The organism is Brucella rhizosphaerae, assembly GCF_002252475.1.
In the GTDB taxonomy this organism is placed as follows: Bacteria; Pseudomonadota; Alphaproteobacteria; order Rhizobiales; family Rhizobiaceae; genus Brucella; species Brucella rhizosphaerae.
This window is the reverse complement of record NZ_NNRK01000022.1, coordinates 102,465-118,685: the sequence shown is the minus strand read 5'-3', so window position 1 is coordinate 118,685 and position 16,221 is coordinate 102,465. Positions and strand designations below refer to the sequence as shown.

Sequence of the window (16,221 nt, the reverse complement as noted above, 5' to 3'; positions counted from 1 at the left end):
TAACATTATTTCTCCGAAAATAAACTTCAATTAATCCTATGGCAGAGACTTATGCATAGGATTGGAAGTTAAATTATACTTCGGAGCGGTGTTGATCATGGCAATTGCTACAGATTTTGCAGGGACGGATAGGGAAACGGTTTCCCGAGTAAGTCCGGGCGACTTCAAGCACTACAAGATCGTTCCAGCTCGATATCCGGCGCGCGTGGTTGGAACGATTTTCGCTGCGGGACTGATTATTATGGTCATCCAGTCCATTCTGACAAATCCCAAATGGGGTTGGCCGGTCTTTGCTGAATGGTTTCTTTCTGAGCCTGTTCTCGTGGGATTGATGCGGACGTTATGGCTAACGGCGCTTGCAACAGTTCTGGGTTTTGCGTTAGGTACAGCTCTTGCACTGGCACGCGTGTCGCGTTCACCACTGCTGTCGAGCCTCTCCTGGGCTTACATCTGGTTGCTGCGATCCATTCCACTGATTGTCCTGCTCCTCGTTCTTAATAATCTCGGCTATCTATATGAAACTGTTAGGCTTGGTGTGCCTTACACCAGCATTACATTTGCCGAATATCCGACTGTTCAAATCCTCAGTCCCTTTGCCGCCGCTCTGTTGGGACTAAGCCTAAATCAGGCAGCTTTCTCATCCGAGATCATTCGCGGCGGCATTCTGTCAGTGGATCAAGGCCAGCTTGAAGCTGCAGCGGCGCTCGGTTTGCCACGGCGCAGGCAAGCCTTTCGCATCATTCTCCCACAAGCCATGCGCACCATTCTGCCGACAGGGTTCAACGAAATCATCGGTCTCGCCAAAGGCACATCGATGGTCTACGTCCTTGCGCTGCCAGAGCTGTTTTATACGGTGCAGGTGATTTATCGCCGCAATCTGGAAGTGATCCCGCTGCTGATGGTCGCGACCGTCTGGTATCTGATCATCATGACCGTTCTGTCGATTGCGCAATATTACATAGAGCGACATTTTTCGCGTGGTGCGCTTCGTAATCCGCCACCTGCCGTTCTGACACGCCTTTTCGCCCACTTCATTCCGGCCCAAGCCACGACATCAACCAAACCTCAGAACGTAGTAAGCCGTACGCAGGATGCACAGATTACGGAAGCGCTGGCTGTCGGTGGGTTCACTGGCGCACGACGCGGAGCGGTGGATATTCACAGCGTTTCCAAGAGCTTTGGTTCCAATCTCGTTCTTGATAATGTGAGCCTGCATATCAAGCCGGGTAGTGTGACGGCCATTCTCGGACCGTCGGGTTCCGGTAAATCGACGCTTCTTCGTTCGATTAATCATCTGGAACGTGTCGATGATGGTTTCATCTCGATTGATGATGAGCTTCTGGGGTATCGCCAGAGCGGCAACACCCTCTATGAACTGAAAGAAAAAGACATTCTGAAAAAGCGCGTCGATGTTGGGATGGTGTTTCAGAATTTCAATTTGTTCCCGCATCTGACAGTGCTTGAGAATATCGTTGAAGCGCCGATGACCGTTCGTGGTCTGAGCCGGGAAAATGCGACCATTGTTGCACAACGGCTGCTGGCCCGCGTGGGTCTGAGTGAAAAGATCAATGCCTATCCGCGCCAGCTTTCAGGCGGACAGCAGCAACGTGTCGCCATTGCCCGCACTCTTGCGCTTAATCCGAAAGTCATTCTCTTCGACGAACCGACATCGGCGCTCGATCCGGAACTGGTGGGAGAGGTCCTCGACGTTATCAAAGAATTGGCACGTTCCGGCACGACGCTTGTGATCGTGACCCATGAAATAGGCTTTGCGCGTGAAGTCGCCGATACGGTGGTTTTCATGGAAGAAGGACGCATTCTGGAAACTGGCAGGCCAGAACAGCTTTTTAACGCGGCTTCGCATCCTCGTACCCGGGAGTTTCTTGCAAAAGTCCTTTGATGGGTAATGCCCGGATGGAGCTATTGGCATCCAGGCTCGGGGTAACACTTCCAACCTTTCCTTCTTGAACCGAAAAACAGCTTTCGAGATCCACGATCACCTTTTGTCGGGCGATCGTCAGGGATTGTTCGACCAAAATTTACAGGAGAAACAAAGTGAAATCAGTCTATCGCAAAAAGTCAATTATTGGAGGGCTGTTCGCCGCTGCAACGCTGCTATCCGTTCCTGCGTTCTCAGCCGAACTCGATTTAAGTCCTGAGCAGCCAAATCGCCTTCGCACTGAAAAGAGTGAAACAGTTATCAATGCTGTACCGAAGGATTTCAAATTCGTTCAGGATGGAAAACTGGTCGTCGGCATCAACCCGTGGGTTCCACCAATCAGTACTTATGCGACAGACGCAAAGACCGTTGTCGCCTTCGATCCCGATCTTATTCAGCTCGTATCCGACACGCTTGATCGCGAGCTGGTTCTGGTGCCGATTGCCTGGGCGGATTGGCCTCTGTCGCTTGAATCCGGCAAGTTCGATGCGGTGATTTCTAATGTGACTGTGACGGAAGAACGCAAAGAAAAGTTCGATTTTTCAACGTATCGCAAGGATGAGCTGGGATTTTACGTAAAGACTGACAGCCCGATTTCCTCCCTGAAAGAACCAAAGGATATTGCGGGCCTCAAGATCATTACCGATCCGGGCACCAATCAGGAAAACATCCTTCTGCAATGGGACAAGCAGAATGTGGCAGCCGGTTTGAAGCCGGTTGAAGTACAGTATTATGACGATGATGCGGTAAAAAGTCTGGCGCTTGAATCTGGGCGTGCAGATGCAGTTTTCAGCGTCAACGCCGTGCAGGCCTATGCGGCTTCTCAGCATGGTAAAACCAAACTGGTTGGCACAGTCAGCGGTGGCTGGCCACAGACTGCCGAAGTGGCGATTACCACCCGCAAAGGCAGCGGTCTGGCTGATGCACTCACGCTTTCGCTCAACGAGCTCATCAAAAACGGCAAATATCATCAGGTGCTTGATCGCTGGAGCCTGAGCTCTGAGGCCGTTGATGAGGCGAAGACCAATCCTCCCGGTTTGCCAAAAAGCGGATCATAAGCCCCGCTCTTAGCAGGAAGAAATATACAGAAATCAAGTCATTACACAGATTTTCAATACTCAGGGAGATGGGAATATGACGTATATCAGAAAAGCGGGATACTTCACTGCAGGCCTGATTTCGATGGGTCTGTTGTCAACCGGTGCAGCGCAGAGTGAGGGCAAGTTTGATTTGAGCCCCGAACAGTCGAACCGTTTGCGGGTTGAAAAAAGCGAAAAGCGTATCGACGAGGCCAAGGATTTCAAGTTTGTGAAAGATGGTGCGTTGACCATCGGTATCAGCACAAGCGGGCACCTTCCTCTGCATGATTATGCGTCGGATTCAAAAACCGTGATCGGCTATGACGTTGATCTGGCACAGATCATTGCCGATAGCTTGGGTCGTGACCTTGAATTGGTTTCTGTCGCCTGGGCAGACTGGCCGCTCGGACTTGCTTCGGGCAAATTCGATGCGGTTATCTCCAACGTGACGGTAACGGAAGAACGCAAAGAAAAATTTGATTTCTCCACTTATCGCAAGGATGAGTTGGGCTTCTACGTAAAATCCGACAGTGCCATTACCGAGCTGAAGCAGCCTAAGGATATTGCGGGTCTAAAGATCATTACTGACGCGGGCACCAATCAGGAAAAAATTCTGCTCGAATGGGATCGCCAGAACGTTGCCGCGGGTCTGAAGCCTGTTGAGGTGCAATATTACGATGATGATGCGGTTAAAGACCTGGCTATCCAAAGCGGGCGCGCAGATGTCGTTTTCAGCGTAAACGCCACGCAAGCCTATTCCGCTGGTATTAACGGGAAAACCAAGCTGGTTGGCACAGTGAGCGGCGGTTGGCCGATTACGGCAGAAATTGCGGTGACGACGCGTAAGGGCAGTGGGTTTGCTCAGCCACTGACCAATGTTCTCAACGATCTGATCGCCAGCGGTGCGTATACCAAGGTTCTTGAGACGTGGAACCTTGGACCGGAAGCAATCAGTGAAGCTAAAACCAATCCACAGGGTCTGCCAAAAAGCGGATCGTAAGGCCCTTGGCCGGTGCATCAGGAGACGTGTGTGCCGGCCTATGAACTACTATTTGTCTGGAGAATTTTTTATGAGAGCAACTGCTGTGTTAGCCACTGCATTGGCGTTTATTGTAAGCACGGCTCTGTCGGCTTATGCAGAAGATGGATTTGATCTCTCACCTGAGCAGTCAGGACGCGTGCATGTGCAGAGGAATGCCGCTGCTATTTCCGCAATCCCGGCTGATTTCAAGTTTGTAACGCCCGGAAAATTTACAGTTGCAGTCGCACCCGGTGGTCCTCCGCTTGCAGCTTACGCGACAGATGCCAGGACTGTCGTTGGTGCGGATGCAGATTATGCTTCAGCTATTGCTGAAAGCCTCGGACTTGAGCTTGAGAGTGTTCCCGTCGCATGGATTGATTGGCCGCTCGGGCTGGCGTCCGGAAAATACGATGCGGTCATATCAAACGTTGGCGTGACCGAAGAGCGTAAGGAGAAGTTCGATTTCTCGACCTATCGACAGGGGCTGCATGGGCTCTTCGTAAAGGCAAACAGCGCCGTTACTTCAATCAAGGAGCCGAAGGATACGGCTGGTCTGCGTATCATCGTAGGGGCGGGAACCAATCAGGAGCGCATTCTGGTCCGATGGAGCGAGGAGAATGTGAAGGCGGGCCTGAAGCCGCTGGACCTGCAATATTATGATGATGAAGCTGCAAGCCTTCTGGCGCTTCAATCGGGTCGGGCAGATGTAATCGTGCAACCACATGCGCAACTCGTTTTCATCGCATCCCGTGACAAGAACATCAGACGCGTGGGCACTTTGAGCGCTGGCTGGCCTGATCGCTCCGATGTTGCGATCACGACCCGCAAGGGAAGCGGCCTCGCCAACGCGTTGACGGTTGCGACCAACGGTTTGATCAAAAATGGGGATTATGCACGTGTTCTTGACCGCTGGCATCTCCAAGAGGAAGCATTGGAGCAGTCGGAAACGAACCCACCCGGACTGCCGAAGTTTCAATAGAGTATTGCCAGAAGAGCGCGAGAGAAATTTGAAATATAGTGCTTTAAAAACAGTTAGTTATATCGTTTACTTTATTTAATCTTATTGAAACTCGCTCCGCCTCTGGCAAAATTGTAATCGGTTATGAGAGACAAAAAGATGACGAAGACGATTGATTACTTTTTTTCCATAGGGTCGCCCTGGTCCTATCTTGGACTTGATGCGCTGGAAGAACTGGCAGAACGGCATGTGGTTCAAATCAAACCACATCTGGCAACAGTCATTGAGGAGAATGGGGGTATATTTTCCCGCAATCGACCGGAGGCGCGCCGGGCCTACGGCACACAGGACCTCAAACGCTGGGCGAAGTTTCGTGGCAAACCGTTGTTCATTGACGATCGCCCCACGTTAAGTGATCCGACGCCAGCCTCATTTACGGTCATTGCCGCATATCTGGACGGGCAGAACTGGCTGCAACTGACGCGGGCGCTCCAGCAAGCGTTCTGGACTGAGGCCAAAGATATTGGTCAGCCTGACGTCCGAAGTGCCGTTGCCGATGAAGCCGGGTTCAATGGACAGTATCTTGTTGGTCGCGAGAACGATCATGATGTGAAGGCCAAATGGAATTCAGATCGTGAACGTGCCGTCGATAAAGGGGTCTTTGGATTTCCCACCTATATTTATGACAATGAAACCTATTGGGGACAGGACAATCTCGGATTTCTTGCAAATCAACTGCGCGGAGAAACCGTTTAAATTCAATTGGCTATGATGATAACTTCTCTTAAAACAGCCATTATGCCTACCGCAGCGCGTAGCCGCCGTCCGGGTACAAGGTGGAGCCAGTCATAAAACTGTTTCCCATGAGGTAGAGCACTGTATCCGCAACTTCTGCTTCAGTACCCGGGCGCCCGGCGAGCGAGATCTGGCTATAATGCTCGAATGCGACATCGCGAATTTCGGCAGGGCGATTTTGCCAAAGGTGGCCGTTTATCGTGCCCGGTGAAATTGTATTGACCCGAATTGGTGCGAGATCGATTATCAGACCGCGTCCCACCCCTTCAATCGCGCTGTTGCAAGCGGCGTAAACCGCTCCGCCTTTGACTGGTCTCGCACCGGCAGTACCTGCCATCAGAGTGATGGATCGATGTGCTGTCAGATGTCAGAACGCCTAGCTTGCCTATTCATATCATATGGCCCGGTGGGCGTGCCATGGCATCCCGTGTTCGGGTGACTATTGATGCAATCGCGCACGCATTGGGGTGAACGGCGCCGCGCATAATTCCACACGGCGCGATAAACAATACTACTGACTTGAGATGCTGTTGCCTGTAAGTGGCAGAAGCTCAAAAAGATGTGCACCTTCTTCAAATCCCGCTTCCTGATAGCCAATGATCCTGAACCATCTGACCACCTCAGGACGATCGAGCCAGCTTCTGGAATGTATCGGACGGTCGCCCGACAGAGCCTGAATCTGCTTTATGTGCTTTCTGCAAAAACGCACTGTCCGGGCGTTGAAGAAATCTTCTTTGGCCGCAAACAGGGTGTCTGTCGCATCATCTCCCTCTTGCCAGGCAATGATCGCGACGACCTTGTCATCATCGATCAAGGCATGAGCGCGTCCTTCGCGCAGGTTCATCGTCAGCTTGTCGTAAGCAGATTTCACATCTTTCCCGGACGCAATATATTCCGTTGCCATCCGCTCCGAAAGGTCGTGAAAAACGCTTTCAAGATCACCAACACTCGCTGTTCGTGCTTTCATTTCTCTGACCTCCGTTTAGTCCGTTTTATGCTTGTCGATAGAAACGTCTCAACCATCCGACATTCGCCGGATCGTCATCTTCCGCCGGATCGTCATCTTTAACGAGAAAAGGACAACACCGGTTCCGCTACAGAAATATGCCACGCTCAGTTTTTTTAAAAAACCCAATAAAGTCACAGTGATAAATAGGGAGCGAGCTAAAATTCGTCGATGCGCCCGCTTGAAGCAATATCATCCACGAAACACGGAAATATGAAGCGCAAAATCCTTGCAGTGCATGGTTCGTGCAAACATATTTCTTAGAACTTGATGCCGACAGTCGTAAAATCACTGATCTCATAAAGCACACTTTCCAGCCGCATCACCTCATGTCGCAACAGCCTCAGGAACAATCAATTGGAAAAGTCTCTTCATCTTACGGCGTTTATGCGCCCCGTAAGCCTGCATACGGGGGCTTGGCGATATCCGGGCTCATATGCTGACGCCAATTTTAATTTCGCGCATCTGAAAGCTTTTGCTCAGAAGCTGGAAGCGGCCAAGTTCGACGCGTTTTTCATGGCAGATCATCTGGCGGTACTCAATATGCCTGTCGAAGCGCTCAAGCGCAGTCATACAGTTACTTCGTTTGAGCCATTCACATTGCTATCGGCTTTGGCTGCAGTGACGGAAAAGATTGGGCTGGCAGCGACCGCATCCACCACTTTCGATGAACCTTATCACATAGCAAGGCGATTTGCCTCGCTGGATCATATCAGTCAGGGGCGTGCTGCGTGGAATGTCGTCACGACATCGAACCCGGACTCAGCACTCAATTTCGGTAAGGAAGAACATGTCGAACACGGCGAGCGTTATAAACGCGCGCGTGAATTTTATGATGTTGTCACTGGTCTTTGGGATAGCTTTGCGGACGATGCTTTCATTCGCGATCAGGAAACCGGAATATTCTTCGATCCCTCCAGGATGCATATTCTTGATCATCGCGGCGACGATTTCAATGTGCGCGGACCACTCAATATCACCCGCCCCGTGCAGGGTTGGCCGGTTATCGTTCAGGCAGGACAATCCGAGCCGGGCCTGCAGCTGGCAGCAGAAACGGCTGAAGTCGTCTTCTGCGCACCTCATGACATTGTTGCAGCTAAGAAACTTTATGCTGACCTGAAATCGCGATTAGCGACTGCCGGTCGTTCATTTTCATCGCTCAGGATCTTGCCTGCAGCCTTTATCGTGCTTGGCGAGAGTGTAGACGAGGCGAGGCAAAAACGCGCGAGACTCGATAGTCTCGTGCACTATGACAGCGGTATTGCATCGCTGTCGATCGCTTTGGGCCATGATGTGTCCAGCTTTGATCCGGATGGTTATCTGCCCGAGATTCCCGAAACCAATGCAAGCAAATCGGGCAGGGCACAGGTTCTCAAACTCGCCGAAGAAGAAAAGCTAACGGTCAGGCAGCTTGCGCAGCGTTATGGTGGGTACTCAGGTCTGGCCTTTGTGGGGACAGTCGAGACTGTTGCTGATGAAATGCAGAAGTGGCTTGAAGAGAGCGCCAGCGATGGTTTTACGGTGGTATTTCCGTTTTTGCCACAAGGCCTTGATGATGTAGCGGACAGGCTGGTGCCAGAGCTGCAGCGTCGCGGCATCTTCCGTGCCGACTATGAAGGCAGCACCTTGCGCGAACATCTTGGCCTTCCGAGGCCTGTAAACCGCTTTTTTGATGGCATCCAGAAAGCTTAAGATCTGTTCAGCCGTTGCGGGATGCATCTGTGTTTTTTACAGACATATAATCGCGCAACGATCTTCCAATATTGGCATACTCATTAAACGTTCTTGCCGTGCAAATGTGCCGGCAAAGATGCACCGTTAAGGAGAGATACTGCTCGATGGCGGCTTTTTGCTTCCACTCAACAAATATCGAGCGGGGTTTGTTTTAGCGGAGGCTTTCTATGGTTGATGTTATAATCCAGTCTTCTCTTCTGGACCCGGCTGCGCGGCCTCTCATTGAAGGACTGGCTCAGGAGTATGACAGCCTATATGGCAATCCTGATCGTCCAGGCGGTGCACGCGCGGAAATCCTACGCTATCCGACTGAAGCATTTTGGGCTCCCCTTGGAGGTTTTCTTCTCCTCCTGCGCGATGGAGAGACAATCGCTGGCGGCGCTTTTATGAGCCACGACGACGAAACCGTTGAGCTGAAGCGCATATGGACCGCGCCCCACTTGCGAAGGCAAGGATTGGCGCGGCGCATTGTGTTGGCGCTTGAAGAAAATGCTGGAGAACTGGGTTATACGCGCGCTTATCTGTCCACGGGCTTCCGCCAGCCTGAGGCAACAGCACTTTACGTTTCGCTCGGTTATCGACCACTGTTCGATACATCAGTTGATGTGCAGCGATACCGCTCACTGCCTTTTGAAAAACATATAGGTTCCAAATCAGGGCGTCCGATTGCTACGCCGCTCTATTCGGCTGCCGCTTCTTTTGACGAAGCAACTCAGCGTGTTGAGGAGCGCAAAGCCACGCAAGAAGCAAAGATTTTAGCGCGGCTTCAAAGCTATCGTGAAAACGCCGCGTGAGAAGGGAATAGAGCCGTGCCCCTTTCTCATATTGATCATTTCGCTTTTCTCATTCCGGGAAGCCATCGTGAAAATAATCCCGCTCAAGGTCTGGAGGATACTTTGCAACTCTTCGAGCGGGGGGAGCAGTTGGGTTATGATAGCGGGTGGGTCCGCCAACGTCATCTTGAGCGCGGTATTTCATCGGCTGCAACCTTTCTCGCCGCGGCTTCACAACGGACAAATCGCATCGGACTGGGCACAGCTGTTATACAGCTCGGCTATGAAAATCCTTTTCGTCTGGCCGAAGATCTGGCGACTGTTGATTTGCTTTCGCACGGCAGGCTCAATGTGGGGGTTTCGGTCGGAGCTCCCCCTTTTGCTCATCTGCTTTCGAACTTCGTTGATGCTGCTCCGATTGCCGATTACAGCCATGCTCGAGCGGAAAAGCTTGCGCACGCACTTCGTTCGGAGCCACTTTCAAATGAGACGGAGGCAGGCAACGCAGCCGGAGCGCAAATTCCACGCCTCAGACCATTTGCCAAAGGTCTGACAGATCGTCTTTGGTATGGAGGCGGTTCGCAAAACTCTGCTCAATGGGCGGGGCGAGCTGGTTTCAATCTGCTAACGGGTAACATTGTCAGCGGCGAAAAAACGGACGACTTCCTGACCTCGCAACGCGCGCTGATCGAGAGGTTTCGTCAAGAGTGGGTTCATGATCGCGAACCACGTATTGCGCTTGGCCGTGTGATCTTACCAACAGACAGTGCAAATTCAGATGCACGCCGTCGTTATACAGAGTTTGTAGCCGAACGCGACAAGCGAACGGGCTTTGCTCATGGTCCGCGACGCACGCTTTTTCTACCCGATATTGTTGGAACCACGGAAGAGATTCTGGAGAAACTATCCATCGATCCAGTACTTCCGCTTGTGAAAGAGTTTCGTCTGGAAATGCCTTACGAGTTCTATGCAGAAGACTATGCCCAAATCCTGGAGGATTTTGCGCGGCTTATTCCAGCCTCCAAGGGAGCTAAGCCGGAATTCAGTGTCGTTCGGGCCAGTTAGCAGACAATTCAAATCAACAGCTTTTTGCTGCAAGCTGCGCTGACATCATCTATTTCCGCCCCCGGACATTGGAAGCCAGACAGGCTTCACTTCTACCGTTATTCCGGATGTAGATTTTAATTTTCTACAAATTCAGTCGAATATAGCAAGTGCATTCTCGGCCTGCTTGCGGAGGGCTGTTACCGTATGGCCGGCTAGAAATCTGGAGTGATAAACTGATATGGGATCGACGGTAACTTATCTCCGCGAGAGCATTCCGCAGTATGTTGAGGAGCCTGCAGCAATTGAAGTTTCTCCTGGTGAGATCAAAGCCGCGATGCGACAGCTTGCGGGCGGCGTCAGCGTTGTAACTGCGGGCTTTGATGAAGGGCGTACAGGCGCGACCGTAACCTCAGCGACAGCGCTTTCGGTGGATCCACCAACGATGATCGTGAATATCAATCGCGGTTCCTCCGTCTGGCCTGTGATCAACCGCCACAACCATTTCTGCGTCAATATCCTGTCTGCAGGTCAACAGGCTATTGCTGATCGCTTTGCAGGCAAAGATGGCATCAAAGGCGTTGCCCGCTACGATGGGGGTGAATGGTATGCGCTGGAAAGCGGTGCGCTGGCACTTCATGGCGCATTGGCTTCAGTAGACTGCGCAGTCGAAGATGTCATTGAACGCCATACCCATGCGATGATAATCGGACGTGCTTTAAAGATCGTCACAGGCGGTGGAGAGCCACTTCTCTATCATGGCGGAGCTTACAGGTTGCTCGGTCTTTGATGCTTAGAGCGCGCTCCAAAATGAACTGAGCAATTTAAGCAGATTATGATGCGATCAGATTTCCTACACTAAATGGGATGACAAGAATTCGATCTTTAAAGGTCGGGATGCCTGGCAGGGTGCGGTTCGCTTCCAGCGTTCATTCTGATCTCTCAATGAAGTCAGTTTATTTGCTTTGAACAATCTGGTGGCGCTTTGGTTGCCATTGTTCTTAGGGCATTTTTTCCACTAATCGCGGTCTATCTAAGGTCGGAATTCCCGAATTCTCTGCCCAAATAGCTTGGAGTGCCTCGTTTCTGCCGCACGATATAGATTACAATGAACACGAGACCGCAAAATCGTAAATGCCATTGATAGGAGATGTGATTATGATGCAAGCGCAGTCAGACTATCCGCATTCTTCATCACCGAGCTATACAGAAAATGGAAAATCTCGGGGTACGATTGGGTCGTTGTTGGCGGATGTGGAAACAGCCAAGCAGACTGCGAATGAGAGCCTGCGCCGCGCTCAATCCGCTCCGTTGCCGCATATCGCTGACAATACAATTTTCATTGCACTTTTTGATCGGCATTTGTCGGACCGTGAATTGCTGTTTTCAAAAATAAGGCAGCTCGACGACGCTAAGGCGTTGTTGCGGGCTTGAGCATGGCGGCATATTCATTCCATAATCGCCACTCTATCATTGGGCACGAAGTTGGTTTGAACAGGAAGAAGTGCATTGGCTGATTTTGCATCCAGAATGACGCTGACTGAGGAATTGGTTTCGCTAAGCATTCGGGCAGAAGTTGATCGGGGGCCGGAGCCGAACAGGATTCCGATGACTGATCTTGATGTGCAGAAACTTTCAGAAAAATTGCACCGTGAAAGTGGCGAAGATCCGTTATGGGTGTTTGCTTATGGCTCCCTGATCTGGAAACCCGATTTTAATGCTGTTGATTGGCGTTATGGTGGATTGAAAGGCTGGCACAGGTCTTTTTGCCTGCGGCTGACACGCTGGCGCGGTACCCAGACCCAGCCAGGGCTCATGTTGGCTCTGAAGCGCGGCGGTAGTTGTAATGGGATTGCCTTTCGCCTCTCTGACGAAGACCGGTTAGGTCAGATTGAGCGCATGATCCGCCGAGAAATCAGCTCAATAAGTGATGCATCGAGCATTCGCTGGGTATCCCTTGAAACGTCTGACGGGCCAGTGAGGGCGCTGACATTTTGGGCTGGCCCGCGCGGAGAGCGGGTATTGAACGGTTTGCCGCTTGAGACGGTGGCCCAAACTCTGGCGCGTGCCTGTGGGCACCTTGGTTCATGTGCGGAATATCTTTATCTGACGGTCAAACATCTGGAAGAAAAAGGTATTAGAGATCGCAATCTTTGGAAGCTTCAGGAGCTCGTTGCGATGGAAATCGCTGAACTTTATGAGCTGAACACGCAAGCCGCCGTCAATTCGCAGCCAGATGATATGTGCGTTTCGCACTGAACTGTGTTTGTCTGGTCGAAAAACATGTAACCTGTTATTTGCTCTCAACTGCAGGCTTGAAGTCGGCGGTGCTGCACCCGATTGGGCACAGCTAACCGCATCGTGACCAATTACTTCCGATACGCAATCTTGTAAGTCACACTGCCTTCCTGAACATCTTCGATCTCAATGACGATATCGCGTATTTCGACAGATTTTTGTTCTTGCGGAAAAGCTAAAGTTTGCCCGGTTGCTGGATGATCCAAATCCTCGATTGAATAGCCCCGGACTTCAAACTGTACCTCGCCATTTTCGATGCCCAGAAAGGCGATATCGTAGATGGTTCCGCTTTCAATAGGGTTGTAATCCTCAGTTTTCGGACGTTGCAGTCCTTTGCTGTAATCTCTTGGCGGAACGATCGGATTCCCAGACAGAACGAATTGGGAGCGTCCGAAGGTGCCGGTTTCAGGTGCTGGCTGTTCGGGCGTCTGCTCCTGTTCGACAGCTGCCACGGCCCCTGCGGCAGGCCCCGCGTTACCAATCGCAACGAAGGATACAACGAAAGTGGCATTGATGAATGATGTCAGAAAAAGTGTGCGGAATATTCGATTCATCTCAGTCGCTTTCTGAAACAGTGTTGGATGCTTGCACTATCCACATGCGTTGGCGGCGGCTCGCAGTACAGTATTGCAACTTTCATGTCTTCGGTCGCAACGAGAGCATTCATTCGCTATCGCATTGCAAACATTGGCAGATGAGTCAATTGATTGCTCTGTGGACAATACTGAATTGACCTCTATCCGATCTTCTGTCTAGTGTTTGTTAATGTGAGGCACTTCGTGCCAAGGTGGCCTTATAAGAAAGATGTCTGATGAATTCACTATGGACCAAATGGCTTATTAGTATCGTGTTTGGCGTTCTGTTGGCACGTTTTGGTTTTGGCCTCTTGGTGCCATTGACGACAGCATTTTTCCCCACGCAGCTGGATTCAGCCACGGTTGGAACAGCCAGTTCAGATGGTCTTGACAGCACAATCATCATCACTGTGCTCGCGCAGCTTTTGATAGTTGTGGTGGCAGCAGTTTGGTCATCTCGATTTGAAACCCGCAAGCTCCAGATCGGTTGGGGCTGCCTTGTGCTTGGTGCGGTCATTCTTCTGGGTTTGCTTGCTACGGTCTTTGTATCTGGTGCAAGTTTGCAGGAAGGTGCGAACCTCGGAGCATCAGGTCGTAACGATGCGGCAACAGCATTCCTGTTCTGGTTGTTCGTCCTTGTATTGCCAATGGCAATCGGGGGCGGACTGTTGACGGTTATCGGCTGGGTGATGATTTCCAAAGGACGGCGCGAGTTGCAGCGCGGGTAGCCGAGCCTCGAGGTTGCGGATTGGGCTCCAATTTCTTGGAGGGTAATCCACTATCTGCTTGTGCTAACGAGCAATTATTGATTGACATCAATCTGTTGAATCGTATTGCAATAAATGAGTTGAATGGCAGATACAAATTTGGGCGGACGGATGCCTCGTTATCCGGGATAAGAACCGCTCGATATTGATGACATTACTGAATGGGGACTTTCGAATGCGTCTTTGGGGTGCGGTTTTTTTCGCGAGTTTTATCGCGTCCAATCTTCCTGCCCATGCCGAGTTCGAGAGGGAACTTGGTCCACTGGCGTCAACTGTCTCCTCGCAGATTGTCCAGGGATGGACCGGTGCCGCACAAGACGGATGGTTCGTTCTCAATAACCAGCAGGCCGGCGGCACAGAGCAGACACTGGTCGTCAATGCTGGACCTGCGCCCGAAGCTGGACGCGTAACGAAGGTAACAATTGCCCTCAATTCGTCTAAACCAAGCGCCTCGCTGGGATTGATTGCATCAAATCCCGCAAATAAGGCGATCTGTTTGATGGAAATCGTCGCAGATAAGAGCGTCAAGCTTTTCTGTATGGAAAACGGCCAGCAGCGGAACATTGCGACAATACCAAACATAGCCAAACTTGATGGCACCGACGTCATCGAAATGGTTGATGTCCCTGGCGTGACGCGTTTTCTTCTGAACGGAAGGATGATTGGCGATGTTCAGGGCTCACCGGCTCTCGGTGCTCAGATAGGCATCATGGCCTATGACACCGGTATGTTTGGCATCGCCAATTTCAACATTACCTCTGAAGGCCAGATTGTCCCGACACAGCCGATCGTAGGAAGAGGGCAGGGTGCCGCCGCACCACAAACGGCCGATACTGGTTCACAACCTGCGCCGAAAACCGCTGATAACGGTTCGCAACCTGCATCAGGAAGTGGCGTGCCTTCCGGCCCGTTGCCTGAATTTGGCGGTGATGGCGGTCGTATCGCATCCGTTTATATCGGGCTTATGCGGAGTATCTTTGCGCATGAATTTGGGCACGCGTTGATTGGAGAGTTGCAACTTCCTTCAACTGGCCCCGAAGAAGATGCTGTCGATATCTATTCCGCGCTGCAGATTGTCGAACCGACCATGTATCCGTCAGGCGACAAAGAAGTTGACGACATGGCAATTGGAAGCGCGAGCTACGCCGCGCTGCAATGGTATTACAGCGGTAAGCTCAATGAAATGAAGGGCAGTGCGCCTTCGCCATGGCAAGACGAGCACACCGCTGATCTGAAGCGTTTCCGTAACATGATTTGTATCATGTATGGCGGCAATCCGAAGGTATTCAGCAAGATTGCTGATGGTGTGCAGCTGGACGAACGCACTCGTTTCCGGTGTTCTGATGAATTCAACAAACAGAACCGTGCGTGGCGTAAAATCCTTGCCCCGCACACTCGGTCCGGTGAATGGCACCCGGAAGGCGAGCAGCCTGCAAATGCCCCTGGCGCAGCAATCAAGACTGTGTTCGAGCCTTCTTCGAGCAGAGTAGGCGATTTTTATTCGACAAAGCTTTCGCCTGCTTTGACAAGCTATTTCGATAATCTGTCCCAAACCTATGTTCTGCCACGGCCAATTACCGTTACGTTTCGCGACTGCGGTCAGTTGAATGCGTGGTACGATCCCAAAGAGGGATCGATTACCATGTGTTACGACCTTTTTGAGCATCTGGCAGTTATGATTTCTGACGTAGAGACGGGTAGTAGTCAGAGTGGTTCTGCGGGGCAGACAACCAATGCATCTGCTCCGGATACAGCTGCTGCTGCCGGTGCCGGTTTGGATGAATTGCGGGATGACGGCGTTGCTGCGAGCATGGTGCTGTTTCAGTCGCCATATGTCGGTCCAACACCAAACAAACACGCCAGAGCGACTGTGATTACCACGGTTGAAGCTGTGAAAATTATTGCGAGTGACCGGACAACACTCTTTGTCGATACGAGTGGTCTGCAAGAAACCTTGAAGAATGCCTATTCTCTGCCTGATGCGGGGCGCGACGGCAGTGTTACCGACAGCTTGCAGCAAGCTTTGGATGAGTGGCTGACCGAGAAGGCTGGTGGCGACAAGAGCGTGGGCGTTGTTTTCTTTGGCAAAGGAATGCGCGATCGTTCATCCTACAATGCGGCATTGCGTGCTGCGTCGCTTGGATGGACCACATTCTGGTATCGTGGCGGACTGGAAGCGTGGACGGCAAACGGCTTGCCAGTGGCCAAGTGATCTGGTGGGATTGATCGTTG

General features: G+C 51.5%; 16 protein-coding genes. 13 read left to right on the top strand and 3 right to left on the bottom strand.

Going from position 1 to position 16,221, the window contains the following annotated elements:
• Positions 1-97 precede the first annotated feature (97 nt).
• The 5 genes from CEV32_RS24035 to CEV32_RS06195 all read left to right on the top strand — a co-directional run bounded on the left by CEV32_RS24035 (position 98) and on the right by CEV32_RS06195 (position 5,753).
• A complete protein-coding gene (locus CEV32_RS24035; protein WP_094575234.1) occupies positions 98-1,900 on the top strand; it encodes an amino acid ABC transporter permease/ATP-binding protein in 1,803 nt (600 codons plus the stop codon).
• Between the two features lie 155 nt (positions 1,901-2,055).
• Positions 2,056-2,997, top strand: a complete 942-nt coding sequence (locus CEV32_RS06210) for an ABC transporter substrate-binding protein (RefSeq protein WP_094575232.1) — start codon at positions 2,056-2,058, stop codon at positions 2,995-2,997.
• Between the two features lie 124 nt (positions 2,998-3,121).
• Positions 3,122-4,018, top strand: coding sequence for an ABC transporter substrate-binding protein (locus tag CEV32_RS06205; RefSeq protein WP_374883347.1), 897 nt, complete (start codon positions 3,122-3,124; stop codon positions 4,016-4,018).
• A 70-nt stretch (positions 4,019-4,088) separates the two neighbouring features.
• Entirely contained in the window at positions 4,089-5,018 is a 930-nt protein-coding gene (locus tag CEV32_RS06200) for an ABC transporter substrate-binding protein (RefSeq protein ID WP_094575228.1), read from the top strand.
• 138 nt (positions 5,019-5,156) lie between these two features.
• A complete protein-coding gene (locus tag CEV32_RS06195; protein WP_094575226.1) occupies positions 5,157-5,753 on the top strand; it encodes a 2-hydroxychromene-2-carboxylate isomerase in 597 nt (198 codons plus the stop codon).
• Positions 5,754-5,799: 46 nt separating this feature from the next.
• On the opposite strand, the gene CEV32_RS06190 is transcribed toward CEV32_RS06195, so the two are convergent.
• Both CEV32_RS06190 and CEV32_RS06185 read right to left on the bottom strand, forming a co-directional pair.
• On the bottom strand, positions 5,800-6,138 hold the full coding sequence (locus tag CEV32_RS06190) for an SDR family oxidoreductase (RefSeq protein ID WP_328587912.1): 339 nt from the start codon (positions 6,136-6,138) through the stop codon (positions 5,800-5,802).
• A gap of 165 nt (positions 6,139-6,303) precedes the next feature.
• Positions 6,304-6,759 carry a hypothetical protein gene (locus tag CEV32_RS06185; RefSeq protein WP_094575224.1) on the bottom strand — a complete coding sequence of 152 codons (456 nt, stop codon included), beginning with the start codon at positions 6,757-6,759 and terminating at the stop codon, positions 6,304-6,306.
• 426 nt (positions 6,760-7,185) lie between these two features.
• On the opposite strand from CEV32_RS06185, the gene CEV32_RS06180 reads away from it, so the two are divergent.
• From CEV32_RS06180 to CEV32_RS06155, 6 genes are all read left to right on the top strand, one after another.
• The gene (locus CEV32_RS06180) at positions 7,186-8,490 is read left to right on the top strand and encodes an LLM class flavin-dependent oxidoreductase (RefSeq protein WP_094575222.1); all 1,305 of its coding nucleotides are present in this window, start codon (positions 7,186-7,188) and stop codon (positions 8,488-8,490) included.
• 209 nt (positions 8,491-8,699) lie between these two features.
• Positions 8,700-9,326, top strand: coding sequence for a GNAT family N-acetyltransferase (locus CEV32_RS06175; RefSeq protein WP_094575220.1), 627 nt, complete (start codon positions 8,700-8,702; stop codon positions 9,324-9,326).
• A 15-nt stretch (positions 9,327-9,341) separates the two neighbouring features.
• Positions 9,342-10,370: an LLM class flavin-dependent oxidoreductase gene (locus CEV32_RS06170; RefSeq protein WP_094575218.1), complete on the top strand. Its 1,029-nt coding sequence runs from the start codon at positions 9,342-9,344 to the stop codon at positions 10,368-10,370.
• Between the two features lie 220 nt (positions 10,371-10,590).
• The gene (locus tag CEV32_RS06165; RefSeq protein ID WP_094575216.1) at positions 10,591-11,139 is read left to right on the top strand and encodes a flavin reductase family protein; all 549 of its coding nucleotides are present in this window, start codon (positions 10,591-10,593) and stop codon (positions 11,137-11,139) included.
• A gap of 368 nt (positions 11,140-11,507) precedes the next feature.
• Complete coding sequence (locus tag CEV32_RS06160; RefSeq protein WP_094575213.1) at positions 11,508-11,783, top strand: hypothetical protein; 276 nt, start codon at positions 11,508-11,510, stop codon at positions 11,781-11,783.
• A 96-nt stretch (positions 11,784-11,879) separates the two neighbouring features.
• Positions 11,880-12,608 (top strand): gamma-glutamylcyclotransferase, encoded by a 729-nt coding sequence (locus CEV32_RS06155; RefSeq protein ID WP_094575423.1) that lies wholly within the window; start codon positions 11,880-11,882, stop codon positions 12,606-12,608.
• A 110-nt stretch (positions 12,609-12,718) separates the two neighbouring features.
• Here the strand turns inward: CEV32_RS06155 and CEV32_RS06150 are convergent, their stop codons facing one another.
• Entirely contained in the window at positions 12,719-13,201 is a 483-nt protein-coding gene (locus CEV32_RS06150; protein WP_094575211.1) for a hypothetical protein, read from the bottom strand.
• 257 nt (positions 13,202-13,458) lie between these two features.
• Between CEV32_RS06150 and CEV32_RS06145 the strand changes: the two genes are divergently transcribed.
• On the top strand, positions 13,459-13,950 hold the full coding sequence (locus tag CEV32_RS06145) for a hypothetical protein (protein ID WP_094575209.1): 492 nt from the start codon (positions 13,459-13,461) through the stop codon (positions 13,948-13,950).
• 214 nt (positions 13,951-14,164) lie between these two features.
• Positions 14,165-16,201 (top strand): DUF4344 domain-containing metallopeptidase, encoded by a 2,037-nt coding sequence (locus CEV32_RS06140; RefSeq protein ID WP_094575207.1) that lies wholly within the window; start codon positions 14,165-14,167, stop codon positions 16,199-16,201.
• Positions 16,202-16,221: the final 20 nt, after the last annotated feature.